The 15,117-nt window shown below is 46.7% G+C and carries 12 protein-coding genes and 4 pseudogenes; 9 read left to right on the top strand and 7 right to left on the bottom strand.

Annotated elements, in window-relative coordinates; all coding sequences use genetic code 11:
• The first annotated feature begins 10 nt into the window (after positions 1-10).
• The 3 genes from EDC52_RS04235 (at position 11) to EDC52_RS04225 (ending at position 2,883) form a co-directional block, all read left to right on the top strand.
• Positions 11-928, top strand: a complete 918-nt coding sequence (locus EDC52_RS04235; protein WP_131864109.1) for a dihydrodipicolinate synthase family protein — start codon at positions 11-13, stop codon at positions 926-928.
• Between the two features lie 4 nt (positions 929-932).
• On the top strand, positions 933-1,265 hold the full coding sequence (locus EDC52_RS04230) for an L-rhamnose mutarotase (protein ID WP_196237745.1): 333 nt from the start codon (positions 933-935) through the stop codon (positions 1,263-1,265).
• 97 nt (positions 1,266-1,362) lie between these two features.
• Positions 1,363-2,883, top strand: a complete 1,521-nt coding sequence (locus EDC52_RS04225) for a carbohydrate porin (RefSeq protein ID WP_131864108.1) — start codon at positions 1,363-1,365, stop codon at positions 2,881-2,883.
• 54 nt (positions 2,884-2,937) lie between these two features.
• Here the strand turns inward: EDC52_RS04225 and EDC52_RS04220 are convergent.
• Positions 2,938-3,126, bottom strand: a pseudogene (locus tag EDC52_RS04220) (integrase core domain-containing protein); the annotation flags it as partial.
• A gap of 161 nt (positions 3,127-3,287) precedes the next feature.
• On the opposite strand from EDC52_RS04220, the gene EDC52_RS04215 reads away from it, so the two are divergent.
• The 6 genes from EDC52_RS04215 (at position 3,288) to EDC52_RS04195 (ending at position 11,894) form a co-directional block, all read left to right on the top strand.
• Positions 3,288-5,324, top strand: a complete 2,037-nt coding sequence (locus EDC52_RS04215) for a hypothetical protein (RefSeq protein WP_131864107.1) — start codon at positions 3,288-3,290, stop codon at positions 5,322-5,324.
• Complete coding sequence (locus EDC52_RS04210; RefSeq protein ID WP_131864106.1) at positions 5,321-6,184, top strand: OmpA family protein; 864 nt, start codon at positions 5,321-5,323, stop codon at positions 6,182-6,184. The genes EDC52_RS04215 and EDC52_RS04210 overlap by 4 nt, the downstream gene beginning before the upstream one ends.
• Positions 6,181-6,468, top strand: coding sequence for a hypothetical protein (locus EDC52_RS20030; protein ID WP_230467955.1), 288 nt, complete (start codon positions 6,181-6,183; stop codon positions 6,466-6,468). Before EDC52_RS04210 ends, EDC52_RS20030 begins: the two co-directional genes overlap by 4 nt.
• A complete protein-coding gene (locus tag EDC52_RS04205) occupies positions 6,469-7,509 on the top strand; it encodes an EH signature domain-containing protein (RefSeq protein ID WP_329955548.1) in 1,041 nt (346 codons plus the stop codon).
• Complete coding sequence (locus EDC52_RS04200; RefSeq protein ID WP_131864105.1) at positions 7,506-10,634, top strand: DEAD/DEAH box helicase; 3,129 nt, start codon at positions 7,506-7,508, stop codon at positions 10,632-10,634. Before EDC52_RS04205 ends, EDC52_RS04200 begins: the two co-directional genes overlap by 4 nt.
• A gap of 300 nt (positions 10,635-10,934) precedes the next feature.
• A complete protein-coding gene (locus EDC52_RS04195; RefSeq protein ID WP_131864104.1) occupies positions 10,935-11,894 on the top strand; it encodes a 5'-nucleotidase in 960 nt (319 codons plus the stop codon).
• A gap of 82 nt (positions 11,895-11,976) precedes the next feature.
• Here the strand turns inward: EDC52_RS04195 and EDC52_RS04190 are convergent.
• The 6 genes and pseudogenes from EDC52_RS04190 to EDC52_RS04170 all read right to left on the bottom strand — a co-directional run.
• A pseudogene (locus EDC52_RS04190) lies at positions 11,977-12,900 on the bottom strand (tyrosine-type recombinase/integrase); the annotation flags it as partial.
• Between the two features lie 127 nt (positions 12,901-13,027).
• Positions 13,028-13,204 (bottom strand): annotated as a pseudogene (locus tag EDC52_RS20025) (hypothetical protein); the annotation flags it as partial.
• Positions 13,205-13,309: 105 nt separating this feature from the next.
• Positions 13,310-13,660, bottom strand: coding sequence for a DUF1493 family protein (locus EDC52_RS04180; RefSeq protein WP_131864103.1), 351 nt, complete (start codon positions 13,658-13,660; stop codon positions 13,310-13,312).
• Positions 13,654-14,097, bottom strand: a complete 444-nt coding sequence (locus tag EDC52_RS04175; RefSeq protein ID WP_131864102.1) for an STM2901 family protein — start codon at positions 14,095-14,097, stop codon at positions 13,654-13,656. Before EDC52_RS04175 ends, EDC52_RS04180 begins: the two co-directional genes overlap by 7 nt.
• A gap of 148 nt (positions 14,098-14,245) precedes the next feature.
• Entirely contained in the window at positions 14,246-14,410 is a 165-nt protein-coding gene (locus EDC52_RS19840; RefSeq protein WP_165911653.1) for a hypothetical protein, read from the bottom strand.
• A 117-nt stretch (positions 14,411-14,527) separates the two neighbouring features.
• A pseudogene (locus EDC52_RS04170) lies at positions 14,528-15,117 on the bottom strand (transposase); the annotation flags it as partial.

Here is a 15,117-nt window from a genome sequence, read left to right as displayed (position 1 = left end):
GGAGAAAATCATGAGTCAGCCTCGTTTTAGTGGTGTTATTCCCCCGGTTCCCACTCTGTTTAATGAACTGGGTGAATTTGATAGCGTTGCACAAGCGATACTCATTGAGCATTTGCTGTCATCGCCAGTCGATGGCCTGTTTTTCCTCGGCAGCGCCGGAGAGTTTGCCCATATGTCGGAAGCCCAGCGCACGCAAGTTGCTGAGTTTTGCGTGCGCCAGGTTGCAGGCAGAAAACCCGTATTGATCGGTATCGCTTACTGTGGCACGCAACAAACGATTAATGCCGGTCTGCATGCCCAGCAAATTGGTGCGAGTGGCGCGGTGGTGGTCAACCCATGGTACAACCCGCTCAGTGAAGCGAACCTGCTAAACCACTACAAAACCATCGCCAATGCACTTGAATTGCCAATTATTCTCTACAACTTCCCGGCGCTGACCGGGCAGCCGCTTCCTGTAAACGTGATCCGCGAGCTGGCGTTGAGCTGCCCCAACATTGTCGGCCTTAAAGATACCGTCGATACCTTATCGCATATCCGCGAGACGATTCATGCAGTGAAACCGCACCGCCCTGACTTCGCCATTTTCGCCGGTTATGACGAGTACCTGCTGGGCACCTTGATTCTTGGGGGGGACGGTTGTATCCCGGCTAGTGCGAACTTTGCACCTCAACTCACCTGTGGAATTCTTGATGCGTTCCGTAAACAAGACTTCTCGCGGGCAGTTGAATTGCAGCAGTCGCTTTCCTGGATACCGCCTCTTTATAGTATGGATTTGCCGTTCTATAACGCGGTGAAATATGCCTTGCAACTTATTGGGTTAGATATACCTGTGCATTCACTGCCTCCAGCATCCCCATTGAAAGAAGAAATGAAAGTTGAAATAAAAAACATTCTGCTGCGCGCAGGAGTTATTAATAATAAGGAATAGGCCCATGAGTAAAATACGCCGTTTTGGTTGTGTTGTTCAGGTCAGGCCTGAGAAGCTGGAATATTATAAAGCGCTACATGCTAACCCGTGGCCTGAAGTGAATGCCATGATTAAGGAGTGTAACTTACGTAATTTCTCTATCTATTATAAAAGTGGATTGCTGTTCAGTTATCTTGAATATATGGGCGACGATTATGAAGCCGATCAGAAAAAGATGGCTGCACACCTGAAAACTCAGGAGTGGTGGCAAGAAACTGGCCCATGCCAAAAGTCACTGGACGGAGAACCAGACGGAACGCTATGGGTTGAGATGGAAGAAATATATCACCTCGATTAACTGAAAATAAGATAAACAAACCCTGCTGTTGCGCCATTTAACTGGCGCAGGTTTTTCATTACCTTTGTATATCTGACAACCAATTGACGAGAACAATATGAAAATGACTTCTGCTGCATTTATAGGCTGCGGGCTTATAAATATATTATCGATTCCTCATGTCATTGCTGCCCCTGGATTAACCATTGAAGAACGCCTTAACCAATTAGAATTACGACTGCAAAAAGCAGAATCCCGAGCCACTACTGCCGAGCAAAAGAATGAGCAATTACAGGCTCAAATTCAGCACAGCGAACAACAAGCTCAACAGGCGCAAAAGACGACTCAGGATTTAGAAAAACGCACCAAACATATTGAAAAAGTCACCCCGGATGACAATGGTTATTTCGAACTGCATGGCTACGCACGCTCTGGAATGATGACAACGCAAAATGCCCGTCACGCTCAGGGTGGCCCTTATTTGACCCCAGCCGGGCAAACGGGTGGTGCGGTTGGGCGTCTTGGCAATGAACCAGATACCTACGTCGAAGTTTATCTGGAGAAGAAGCAACGCCTTGAGAACGGTGCAACAACACGCTTTATGACGATGATCGCCGATCAGCAAAAAAGTTATAACGACTGGACGGCAGACTCCAGCACTTTAAACGTCAGCCAGGCGTTCGCGGAAATTGCCTCCTTGCCAAGTTTTACCGGCATGTTCAAAGACACCACGTTATGGGCCGGTAAACGTGTGGATCGTGACAACTTTGAAATCCCCTGGCTTGATTCAAAAATGATCGCGCTTAATGGTACGGGTGGCGGTATTTACGACATCAAGTGGAGTGACGACATCCACAGTAACTTTTCTTTCATTGGCCGTAGTTTTGGTGACGTAGATATCGTAAATAATGACGTTCAGAACTATATCCTGACGGCAAATAACTACGTAGGCCCTGTGCAGTTATATGTCAGCGGAATGAAAGCTAAAGATAATGATGAACGACAAATCCCGAACGGAATAAAAGTCTTTAATGCGGCAGACCAGGGTTACACCACATTACTGGGCTACAAAACCGAAAGCTTTTATGGCCTGACTAAAGGTGAATCACGCAGTGCTATTTCCTGGGGGCAAGGCCTGGGTGCCGAAGTTAAAAATATCGGTACAGACCCTGCATTACTGTCGGATGCGAAAACGCTGCGTCTGGCAAGCTACGGTATCGTGAATATCGCCAAAGACTGGGATTTTGCCCCTTCTGTGCTGGCGCAGCAGAGTAGCGATCGTTACGTAAAAAATGACGACTACCGCTGGTTCACCCTTAATGGTCGCTTAATGCAAAATATCACCGAAAACTTTGTATTAGGTTACGAAGCCTCCTGGCAATATATGGATTTGGACCCGAATGGTTATCTTGATTACCAGAAAGTCCACGGTAACTTTTACAAGCTGACCTTTGCCCCAACCTTCCGCGCTGACAATATTTCGCCCTTCTTTAGTCGTCCTGAATTGCGCTTCTTCGCAACCTGGATGAACTGGGATAAATCGCTGGATAATTACAGCTCGCACGATACGCTCGGCCAGAAAGACTTTACTGCCGGTGGCGAGTGGAGTTTCGGTATTCAAATGGAAACCTTCTTTTAGCCGTAACCTTACGGCCTCTGGTAATCAGAGGCCGTTTTGTAGTCCCTCCGGTTTTTAGTACCACTGCCAATGAGGATCTCCGACCAGTTTTTGCCTTGCGTAAATAACTGGCGGCATATCGCCGAGTGAGCTGTGTGGACGCTCCTCGTTATATTCTGTACGCCAGCTCTCTATTAAAAACCGCACTTCGGATAGCGTCCGGAACAGATACATATCAAGTATTTCTGTTCGCAGGGTTTTGTTGACCACTACACAACCAACCCAATCCTCTGATTTTTATAACTAAAATTTTCAAATAACCCTAACAACCGCACAACGCTGAAGAATAGATAAGATCCAAGAAATCAATTAGAGTAATCTCATAAAAGAATATTCTCCCCTCCTTGTTACTTATGGTGTAAAAAATGGACATCTTGCTGGCCCCCGGCGTTCTGGTGCGTAATGGCATTTTGTATTTTGCTTCAATATTGAAAAATGATGCGGCTCCCGGCTATGTGACTATCTTTTTAGTCGTCGCACTTTGTATTACCGTTGTACGCTGGCGAAAACTGGTTAAACGCCGCCTCACTGCGTTTCGCCTTATCCATTCCATTATTGCCAAATCCCCCGAAGATGAATTTAGCCTGCATGTTACCGACATCGATACCGGTATCGCCGCCTTAAACGTGACCGAAGAACAGCAAAATGTAGCCGAGGCATGGAAGGAATATCGGGATACCCATATTGTCGACGATCAGGACGGTACCCTTGTGGTGCGCAATGCCGTTCGCCCTAGTCAGTTTTTTAATTTGGATGACTTGCATTTCACACAGGGATTCTGGCGCATCGTTCCGGGCTTGTTTGTGACTATTGGTCTGTCTCTGACCTTTCTCGGCTTGATTTCTGCACTTAATTCAATGAGTACCTCTCTGGACGATGGCGGCAGCGGGGCATTAGAAGGTTTACTTACCATCGCCTCAGCGAAGTTCATCATGTCGCTGACGGGCCTGTGCTGCTCAATAGTTTTTACCATAGGCTTGCGTAGCGGCACCTCACAGCTGGAAAAAACGGTTCATAGCCTCAATAGCTTGATTGAAAAACGCCTGACATTTATCAGCTTGGAAGATTTATCCATACGTCAGCTAAAGGCGACAATTGAAAGTCGAGAACATTTCCGCAAGCTGGGACTTGAGATGGTGGCAGAAATTGGTCGCCCACTTCGCGAAGATCTGCCAAGAGCGATATCGGAATCCATCAGTTCAGCAATTACCCCGGTCATAGAGCAAGTTAGCCGCTTAGGTAATGATGGTGTCGGCGAAATGGTACAAAGCCTCTCCTCGCGTTTTTCTGAAGATGTTGGCCGGGCCTTAACGCAAGCCAGTGAACGCATTTCGCTGGCAGGCGATCAAATCAAATTGCTCGCGGAAAGAATGGATCAAAGCTCAGGGAAAATGGGCAACGAAATGGAAAGCGCTATTGGACGCTTAGGTCTGGCGGTTGAAACGCTGCGGGAAGGAATGTCACAAACAGCGGAAACGGCAACGTCTGCATTCAATCAAGGTGCCGAAAATCTACTCGCCACCATGAACTCAACGCTACAAGGGATTAAAGACAATACGGGTGATGGCGCAAGAGCGATGGGCGAAGCAGCTGCAGATATGAAGGCCGCCGCTCTAGGGATCCGTACAGAACTGGAAACCGCAGCAAAACAGGGCGCAGAAGCCGCGCAAGCTCGCATGTCAGAATCAGCTTCACAAGCGAGCGATGCCATCGGCCAGGCCGCGACACACATTCTGAGCGCATTTGGTAATACAGCCGGAGAAATTACCAAAGCGACAGAAACGATGACTCAGAACGCTAGCAGCCAACTTCTTTCCCCTCTTTCCACCATTGCGGAAAAACTAGAAGACGTCATGGGCATGCTTGACGAAACAAGTACCGCTTTACGTCGTGCTTCAGAGGGTATTAAAGAGGGAGCCATTGCCTCTGAAAATGCGTCAGGTAGCTTCCGCTCGTCGGCTCAATCGCTTACTGACGCAGCCGATCCGATCCGCTCGATGATGGAACGTATCGAAGTCAGCACGCGTCAACTGCGTGAGAGCAGCGAGAATAGCCTTTCAGCTATTGCCGCCGCAGCGAAAACGAATGCAGAGCAATCCGCTATGACTCTGTCGGCAGCGCAAGAGACGTTGGGTGGACAGCAGCGTGCGGTTGAATCCACTTTGACGAACCTTCAGTCTCTGATCACTGCATTACGTGGCCAGTGTGAACGACTGGATAGTATTGATGAGAAACTCGGCAAGGCGTTCGACTCTTATCAGGAGCAAGTTGCAACGTCTGTAGAAACACTTTTCGATCACGTTAAAACTATGCAGTCCGCGTTAATGCCAGCACTGGATACCATGCAGAGTATTGTCGACCAGGCGGAAAACTTTGCACCTAAACAGGGACGCATGTCATGAGAGGGAACGCCAATCGTAAGCGTTCAAATGAAGAGGAAGAAGAATCCGTCTTTGTTTCAATGACGGACATGACGGTGAGCTTCCTGTTTATTGTTATGGTGCTGCTCGCATTCTTTGCCAGCCGGTATAACGATAAAAATACTGTTCCCCGCGACGAATATGAACGCGCGGTTCAATCACGCGATAAAACGATTGAAGATCTCCGCTCTGAAATAGCAGTATTGAAGCGAGTCGATCCTTTGGAACAGTATATGTCTCGCGCAGCAACAGCTCGCCTTAACCTGCTTTATCAGCTACGCGATAATCTCAAACAGTCTTTCCCATTGTTGCCAGTTGATGTGATTCCTGAGGAAGGAACTCTGCGCTTCCAGGGCGAAGGGCTATTTATCAGCAATAGTTTTGCCTTAAGCGATGACAAGCGAAAGATTGTCGAAGCGCTGGCAAAAACCCTCGACTCACTCCTGCCCTGCTATACCTTTAACCAGAATGCGGGTTGGCATAAAAGCTGTAATCCTTCATTCGCCATCATTGAGGCAGTCCAGATTGAAGGACATACTGACTCGAAAGGTGATGATGTTTATAACCTGAATCTTTCGACTAACCGTGCAATAACGACATTTACCAGCATGCTTGCGGCTGCACCGGATTTGGTCGCACATTTCAATATGCGGCATCAGCCGGTTCTTTCGGTTGCGGGGTACGGTAAAATGCGCCCTGTTCGCCCTAATGACACACAACAGAATATGGCCATGAATCGCCGCATAGATCTTCGTATTATTATGCATACACCAGCCAATGCTGCGGAAATTGAAGACATTCGCCAGCGTCTGATTGAACCGTTGAAGAAGAGCATGCCATGAAATTGAGCGATATCTTTCTGAAGCCAGTCACACTTTTCAAGCCAGCAATAGCAGTATCAAAAGGTTTATCGGTCAAGATTCAAGCCATTCATGAGCGCTGGCCAGACGTAGTCAGAGAGATTGCCGAACGCGATCGTGAAAAGGTTTTACGCAAGCTGCTCGGGTATGTAGAGAGCTGGCAATGGGATGAGGTGAAAATGTCATTCATCTGCTCCGGCGCACCGATTGTTTTTGATAAAGAATTCAGAACTCAAGACGACTTTACTGCGTTGCAAGAGTTTTAACTGCGGGAAACTATTGTTACGGACTCATCATCCTTTATTTCCGCAATGATTTCGGCATACATCCGCAGCTACGAACCTGGTTCAGCGCACACAACCAAAATTAAAAACTGTCTTGATATCGCCAGCGAGCACATGAGCGATAAATGGAAAGATGTTATCGAACAATTGCCTCAATTCTTTGATGCTAAGCAGGCGCATCAAGCGCTGGCCGAAAAAATGGTGATGATGGACTCACCGTGGAAAGAGCTCAAACAATTTGGCATCACACGCCCGCACGAGCCGGGTTTAATGTCGCATGCTCATCTGGCGTATATAGCATTGCTTAGGCCTGAATTACATGAAAAAGCAGCTATTGAGAAGCTATTTTCCTGGTTGAAACCCGATGGCAAAAGTAACGCGCTAATGGATGGCGCTTCTGAGGCTATCAATGCGTTGTTATCACATTGGCTGTATGAGCAACCCGACGAAAAACTCTCACGTTTTCTGACTGAAATACTTGTAGCTTTGTACCAAGATCCACGCCTGAGTCGCGGTGGAGTATGGGGTAGCGTAGATGAACAATGCCGTAACCTCATCATCAACTGGCTGACACGTGAGAACATTTTGTTCTTCCTGGATGTGGTCTCAAAAGTTGAAGACAGCCATATGTGGGAACCCCGGCGGGAATTTTGGTTAGGGCTTTATAACCAAGGGAAAGTCACTGCAGCGTGGGTGGCATTTAGCAGCATGGCCTCCTTAAAAGCAAAAGAAATGAAAGGTTCTATGAGGGACTCTTCAACGCTGAACTTTGGAATTCAAACGGCACTTGGTAATCGTGATAAAACCTCATTGCTCATTTTACAAATTGGTAAATGCATCGTCATTGAAGGTTCACACAGTTATAAAGTTCATATTTTCCGAAGTGCTAATAAATACAGCCCAGAACTGTACCAATTAAAATACAATTGCGAACAAATCCGTATGCTACAGAACTCAGTTGCTATTCCACATTTGAGCGGCTGGCAGGATAAAGTGCGTGAACAAATTGAGTATCTGTCATGACATTTACCTTCAATCATAATGCAGAAACGATCACTCTGAATATCGCTGAAGAAAAACAGAGTTTAATCAGCCGTCTGTTTAAACGGCAGCAATCCGCAACATTATCTGGCCTCACACATAACGATCGCGCCTTAGCTTTCGCTATAGCTGATCTGAAAGCCCTGGCGGAAGAATTTGAAGAACCTTTGTACATAAGTCACGACTCTATACAAATGAGTCATCGGCTGGCTGGCCTGCTTGACTCAGAAACAGCACAGAATTTGTGCTTACCCCCTCTTGTCGATCTGACATTAAAAACCGACATTGAAGGTTCATTAGGTAGCGATACTTTTCGTTTACAGTATGAATGGCTACGCAACGGTGTTCGCCAAATACCACAACGAACAGGAGCAATTTTAGCTACATCTCAGGGGTTACGCCGGTTGTCATTGTGGATGATGGAGGCCATTGAAGTCGCGGAAAAATTTACACCAGGCGGCGGTGAAGCATCCGACTGGGAATCGCTGGCTCGTTTCAGGCAGTCTCTCGATCCCGGCATCCAGATGGGAAATGAGATCAATGCCGTTAGGGTATCGATGACCGATTTTATGCAGGGTTTAGAAGTCTGCATTGCTGATCGTTTTTCTATTTCCAGCAGCGCAAATGGCGCTGACGATTTCGAGATAGTCCCTTTTTCTGGCAGGAACATAGAAGAACTTGAAAATAACGGAGAAGCTGTCAGCGAAGCTGCAGGTGAGTTACGTGAACAAACTTTACGTCGTTTCCAGCAGCGTGTCAGAACTCAAGGGACTCTTTCCGCTTATCGTGTTGGTGAAGGTAATTATCTGGTCATTGACCGAAGCGCACGACCTATTCTTGACATCATGGTACAGAAACAAAAGTCTGCACCTGAAGAACGACGTGCTTTTATAGCAAACCCACGACCTGCAATTACCGATGCTGTTGAAAAATATCTCAGGCAATCAGGTAAGCTGGATGGGCTCGATGAGGTCGGCGAGGAAGAAGCTATTGAAGCCGCTTCAGGTCCCGCTTTTATTGAAACCGTTGAATATTCCGAACGCGTTAAAGGTATTTTGCTTTATCAAAAAGGTGCTGTTTCTGCTCACATGACTGGCGAAACAACCTGGTTACCAGAGGTAATCCCCGACGCCCTGGCCAAAATTATTGATGCGATGGATAGCCAGGCGCTCGCAAATGTCTGCGAGCAAATACGTATTGCTATAGATGCATCGCAACAGGAAATTGAGGTCGCTTCTTATCCAATCAAAGCTGCCGAAGACACGTTAGGCGCACTTGAAAAACGATTGGCTGATCTTAAAGAGATGGAAGGCTCGACAGAAATAACAGAAAAAAAAGATAAGCCCACAGTTGATAACCTACCTGCTGCTACGGTTATCCTGGATACCAAAGATAATTTTGAGGAAATATCCTGGAGACCGGACCTTACAAAACGTCCTGTATTTATCGACGAACAATTGCCTACAGGCGTTAAAACCGCATTACGATTGCATCAGCTAGAAAGCTTTAGCCTGCAACTTACTTCCTGGAAGTCAGGGATGCCTGGCATCTTGAACGCAGATGAACAAGGATTGGGTAAAACGCTTCAAACCATTGCATTTCTTCGCTGGTTAAAAGAGAACAACCAAGTCAATACTGCCAGCAATAAAGAACGCGGACCGATATTAATTGTGGCACCCACATCCCTGCTGGAAAATTGGAATGCAGAGGTAGCACAGCATACCGATGGCGAAGGGCTCGGACATTTGCTCCGACTATATGGTTCATCATTAAGTCAGTATAAAAATTTCGATGCTAAAGGTATCGAGACGAAAGATGGTACTCCCTTACTGAATTTTCGGCAGCTTCACGAAGCTATTGAAGAAGGTAAAGGCCACCGTTTCTGGATATTAACAACTTATACAACGCTCACCAATTATCAGCATTCCCTTGCGAAAATTCATTTCTCAGCCGTTGTCTTTGATGAAATCCAGGCAATAAAAAATCCCGATTCGCTTCGCGCACGTGCCGCTCGAGCCATCAATGCTGATTATCAAATTGGCCTTACAGGCACACCTATTGAGAATACAACAAGTGACTTATGGGCGGTCATGGATCAACTGGCCCCTGGGTCTCTGGATACCTTACGTAATTTCAACAGCCTTTACAGCGAACCTGATGAACTGAATATGCTTCAACTTTATCAGCAGGTTTTTGAACCCCGTAATCAGCTACCGCCTTTAGCGTTTCGTCGTTTAAAAGAAGATGTTGCGAAAGAGCTGCCCTCTAAAACACGTTTTCTGCATCCTCGTTTAATGCCTGAAGGGCAGGCAATTGCCTACGAAACTGCCCGGCTCAAACTTTCTCAAGGTGGTCCTGGCGCCGCATTGAAAATGCTACAGCATATACGTGGCGTTTCGGTTCACCCGGCGATGGAGATGAGTGGGAACAGTCAGAGTTTTATCGATGCTTCTGCTCGCCTGACTGCATGCTTTAAAATTCTGCATCAAATTAGATCAAAAGGTGAACGTGTCCTGGTTTTCATTGAGCATCGAAAGATGCAATTCCGCTTTATGGAGTTAGCACGACAAGAGTTTAGCCTTGAGGAAATTGCTCACATAAATGGCGATACACCTATCCAAAAGCGTCAGGCTATTGTACGTAAATTCCAGCGTCATCTTGAACAGGATGGGGGCTTTGACTTATTAGTTCTCGGTCCCAAAGCGGCAGGAACAGGTTTGACATTAACTGCCGCCACTCACGTTATTCACTTGTCTCGCTGGTGGAATCCTGCTGTTGAAGAGCAATGTAATGACCGAGTTCACCGCATCGGACAAAAGTATCCAGTTCAGATCCATATGCCCATGGCGATCCATGCAGGTTATCAGGAGCATTCTTTTGACTGTTTGCTTCAAGGACTCATGTCACGAAAGAGAAATTTAGCGCGTGCAGCACTCTGGCCAATGGGCGACTGCGCAGGTGACATATCGCAACTGCAAGTGGCCTTGAAAAAGGAACAAAGTGAGGCAAATGGAGATGTTCTTGAAACGAGTATTAGAATGATGTTTGAGAGAGATGCAGAAACTGATGGTGCGCCAATGAGTGATGGCTCCTATCGGATAAGCTAATTTCCATAATTTTTAAATCATGATAGTGGGTAATAAGAATGGGGCACTAACCGGTGATTAACAAGTAAAATGTATGTTAAATTCCGCTTATGTATTAGAAGCAAGCCACTAATTAAAGCAGGGGAGCCTCTGAGATTATATTTCTGTTTCTTGGCCCATGCACAGCCTTTTTAAAGGCTTGAACCGGTTAGTCAAACTATATTTAATTTGCTTACCCAATAAATATACAGTACTGCTTCTCAACATTTAACATTGGGCAAATAATTAATTATTCTATGTCACATCCAGCAGGAGTAAAAAATGCCTCTAGACTTGAGTAATACGCTTGTAATTGGCATTAGTGCCACGGCTCTTTTTGATATGAGCGAATCTGATCAGATATTTCGTAACATCTATGTGACCGACCCTGACAGCGCCATTGAAAAGTATCGAGCCTACATGCTGGAACACGAGAATCAATCTCTACAACCTGGAACAGGTTATCCTTTGATCAAGGCGCTTCTGGGTCTGAACCAGTATCGTCAACCGAATGATAAATCATCTCTGGTTGAAGTCGTCGTTATGTCGCGCAATAGCCCCGACACCGGTATCCGAGTTCTAAATACAATTCGCCACGACAAGCTAGATATCACCCGCTCTGCCTTCACAGCCGGTGAAACGGTCGCTGACTATCTTGACGCCTTCGATGTTGATCTGTTTTTAACAACTAGCGTAGATGATGCACAAAAAGTCATCGACTCTCGATTTTGTGCCGCTGCAATATTAAAAGACCCACCTTCAGGCTCTTCCGAAATCCCTGAAGGACAAGTTCGCATTGCTTTCGATGGTGATGCAGTCCTTTTCTCAGATGAAAGTGAGCTGGTCTACAAAACTCAGGGTATGGCAGCTTTCCACGCACAAGAAGATGCTCAACAAGATATCCCAATGGCCGAAGGCCCCTACGCTACTCTGCTAAAAAAACTAGCGAAACTTCAAGACCGTCTACCTACTCGAATGGAATATTCTCCTGTGCGTATTGCTTTAGTTACCGCTAGAAACAGCCCCTCAGAAATGAGGGTAATTAAAACTCTCAGGAGTTGGGGTGTGTATGTTGACGAAGCCTTTTTCCTTGGGGGAGTTGAGAAAACCAAGGTACTTCAGGCCTTTAAACCTCACATATTCTTTGACGATCAAGATATACATTTAAATGCCGCAGCGAAACTTGTCCCATCCGGCAAAGTACCTTATGCCAGCAATTCAGAGCTATTTAACGCTTCATGACCGATACAGAATCCCGGGAACATTTCACGGTTCCCGGTTGATATTATTTATAGTCAATGATTCAAGTTCTCATAGATCCTGTTTATTTCGGACCCCAAATTTTTTTCCCAAAATCAAACGGACTAACCCCCTTCTCCCTATTCGCATCCAGAAAATCTGCCCACCACTGCAACATCAACCTGCGTTCATCCAAATGCTCCGCCTTATGAATGTAAGACGCACGCACAGAGTTACGTTCCTGATGGCTCATCTGCCGCTCTACTGCATCCTTAGACCACATCCCTGATTCAATTAGCGAACTACATGCCATGGTTCTAAAACCGTGACCGCAGACTTCAACTTTCGTGCCATAACCCATCACCCTGAGCGCATTGTTAACCGTGTTTTCACTCATCGGTTTACGCGGATCGTGATCGCCAACGAAAATTAAATCGCGATTACCATTTAGGCGTTTTATTTTCGCAAGGACTGCAAGGGCCTGACGAGATAAAGGTACCAGATGCGGCGTTCGCATTTTAGATCCACGGTGAGAATGCTTAACACCTTCCAATGGTTCACGATCTGCCGGTATCGTCCACATTGATGTCTCAAAGTCGATCTCTGACCAACGGGCGAAACGCAGCTCACTAGAACGGATAAAGACTAGCAATGTCATCTCTATTGCCAAACGAGTGAGCGGTCTGCCGGTGTAGGTGTCGATACGATGAAGTAGTTCAGGAGTACGGCTAAGTTCTAAAGCAGGACGATGCTGCCGTTTTGCTGTAGCGACGGCTCCAGCCATTTCCTGCGCGGGATTGTAGTCGGTCAAGCCGCTTTGTACGGCAATAGCGCATGATTGCTGTGGTGCGCAGTTGTAGGCGCGAAGCCACCTCAAGACGTCCAGACTTCTCTACCGCTTTGAAGGTGCCAGCAAATCGCGGGTTTTAAGTTCGGCAATATTGCATTTACCGATAGAGGGGAAGAGGTTGTCCTCGAGGGTTTTCAAAACACGATTGCTATGATCCTTTATATTAGCCCCCTGATGATCCATACACTTTGACCCGCCTAAAATAAGAGGTAGGCTTGGAACTATGTTCAAGACTGGTCAAAGCGAAATCATGGGTACTGTTCTTACTGAGCCAGACGACTTCAGCGTCACCTTCATCTTCAAAGAAGCCGCGAACGATCCTCTCATCCAACCGTCCAGTAGCGATGTCCATCCACCGGGTGAACATGTCCGCCTCTTTATGCTCAAATGCCCCTTTGCCAGACTCGGCATCTGCCAAGGAATTGCGCCAGTATGATGCGAACCCCTGAGTGTTCCTGTCCATTCACCGTCCTGTGATTTTATGAATAATGTTGATTTAGCTAATCCGGTTAACGGAACCTAACCGCCCTATCACCTCGTAGATAGACTTGGGGAATTTTTACATTGATTAGGTGAAAAGCCATCGTCCAGCTTTTGCTGATTCAATGAGCATATGAAGCGTCAGGGGCTTTGGTTCAACATCGGGGATTTTGTGAGATCCAGGTCTTAAAAAGTTGGGCAGGAAGCCTTTTTCATAAGGCCAATATGCTAGGAAATCAAAATCGCTGTCATCGACCTTAAATCGCTCGAAATAATCATTCATGATTTCGTCGCCTGTCTCTCTGGCCCACGGATATTTACCGGTGGAGAGGCTGGTTTCAAGCGTTAGCCCAGGCTTTTCCTTTGAGAAAAGGGGCTTGAAATTATAGTTTTTATCATACCATTCCAACACAGCGCTTTCTATCGTGTCTTTTACCATAGCTTGTCACCTTTATTTACAATCAGGTTATAGTTATGGGTTGTTTTCCATGCGATTTGAGCCACGTCATTCATTATAAAACCTATCCCAAGTATAGGTATCCAGCGTCCAGCGAAAGCACCCAAATTATTAACGTAACTGAATCTCAGTTGTATAATGCTCTCAGTTGTAAGCGTCGGCCAGCGGTGTACTCTGATCTTTAACCAAACGCGCAGGTTGGTACTCAAGATCGACGTGCCCTTCGTTGTTCCGGCCGGTTTCGCCCGTGTGGTCTGGGTTGGCTGGCCTAAAATGATCAGGGCTAACGTAGCTATATCCTCCACGCCAAGCTGTTTTTGGGCATTATCTAGAAACACGAAGAAAAAAAGCTCTCCAGCAGTGAGATTATGCATTCCTTTGTAAAAATAGGTTCCGCCCAGTTCTTCAACAGTATCCATTACGCACCTGGTTTATGGCTTTCTCAATACCATATCTACCAAATAATGTTCGTCCTGAAAAAAAATTTTACGTTGAGCTGTAGTTCCCCCTGAAATTAGTCTTACCGCTTAATGAAGTTATGTGGTTAAAATACAGCCAGCGAGTGAATTAATCTTCCTCTTTATGCTCAAATGCTTTTTTGCCAGACTCGGCACTCGCTAAGGAGTTGAGCAGTATGACGCGAACTCCTGACTTTTCCTGTTCATTCACCGCGATGACCTGCAGCAATGAAAGCACCGACTTTTGTACCAACGTCCGCTCAGGGAATGCCACCAGGGCTTCATGATTGTAACCCTAAAATACCTTAAACACGCGAAAACGGTAACCAGCAGGTAGTGTATCATTCAGATAATCCGGTCAGTGTCAAGGTTGTTGTCACCCCCTGCTAATTTAGGCTGCCTGTTTTTCCCGCTCAGGATTGAGTGTCACGGTACTTATCGGCTGCCAGTTTCTTGTCTCTCCTGACCAGCGTTCCGGGTGCGCTGCCTGCGCCGCCCGGTATACCTCATCCCGTCCAAGTCATCGCCTCGGTGCCGCTGCGCCGGCGTCACGTAGCGTATACCACTGTGATAGTGCTCCTCGTTATACCAACGCGTAAAAATACCCACCCATTCACGCGCATCCTCTAACGTTTTGAACCCGGCCGAGGGCCAATGGGGCACGTATTTCACCGTCCGGAACAGCGACTCCACATAAGCATTATCATTACTTACCCGCGGTCGGCTGTGCGATGGCGTGATTTTTAACTCTTCCAACTTGGCTTTCAGCGTCTGGGACTTCATCGCCGCGCCATTGTCCGCATGCAACACTAGCGGTTGCCGGTAACAGTGCTCACCCAGCACCGTGCGCTCCATCAATGCCGCTGCCCACTCACCGCTTTCTTCCTCATGGACTTCATCACCCACGATTTTCCGGCTGAAGATATCTTCCACCAGATACAGGTAATACCAGCGACCTTTCACCACCGACGGCAGCCAGGT

Source organism: Biostraticola tofi (assembly GCF_004343195.1).
GTDB lineage: Bacteria > Pseudomonadota > Gammaproteobacteria > Enterobacterales > Enterobacteriaceae > Biostraticola > Biostraticola tofi.
This window is presented reverse-complemented; position numbering and strand designations above follow the sequence as displayed.

Excerpts from the sequence above, each read along its gene's own strand:
- EDC52_RS04180 (WP_131864103.1), bottom strand. The coding sequence starts at position 13,660 with ATGGTAAAAGACACGATAGAAAGCGCTGTGTTGGAATGGTATGATAAA.
- EDC52_RS04200 (WP_131864105.1), top strand. The coding sequence starts at position 7,506 with ATGACATTTACCTTCAATCATAATGCAGAAACGATCACTCTGAATATC.
- EDC52_RS04225 (WP_131864108.1), top strand. The coding sequence starts at position 1,363 with ATGAAAATGACTTCTGCTGCATTTATAGGCTGCGGGCTTATAAATATA.
- EDC52_RS20030 (WP_230467955.1), top strand. The coding sequence starts at position 6,181 with ATGAAATTGAGCGATATCTTTCTGAAGCCAGTCACACTTTTCAAGCCA.
- EDC52_RS04195 (WP_131864104.1), top strand. The coding sequence starts at position 10,935 with ATGCCTCTAGACTTGAGTAATACGCTTGTAATTGGCATTAGTGCCACG.
- EDC52_RS04215 (WP_131864107.1), top strand. The coding sequence starts at position 3,288 with ATGGACATCTTGCTGGCCCCCGGCGTTCTGGTGCGTAATGGCATTTTG.
- EDC52_RS04210 (WP_131864106.1), top strand. The coding sequence starts at position 5,321 with ATGAGAGGGAACGCCAATCGTAAGCGTTCAAATGAAGAGGAAGAAGAA.
- EDC52_RS04230 (WP_196237745.1), top strand. The coding sequence starts at position 933 with ATGAGTAAAATACGCCGTTTTGGTTGTGTTGTTCAGGTCAGGCCTGAG.
- EDC52_RS04175 (WP_131864102.1), bottom strand. The coding sequence starts at position 14,097 with ATGGATACTGTTGAAGAACTGGGCGGAACCTATTTTTACAAAGGAATG.
- EDC52_RS04235 (WP_131864109.1), top strand. The coding sequence starts at position 11 with ATGAGTCAGCCTCGTTTTAGTGGTGTTATTCCCCCGGTTCCCACTCTG.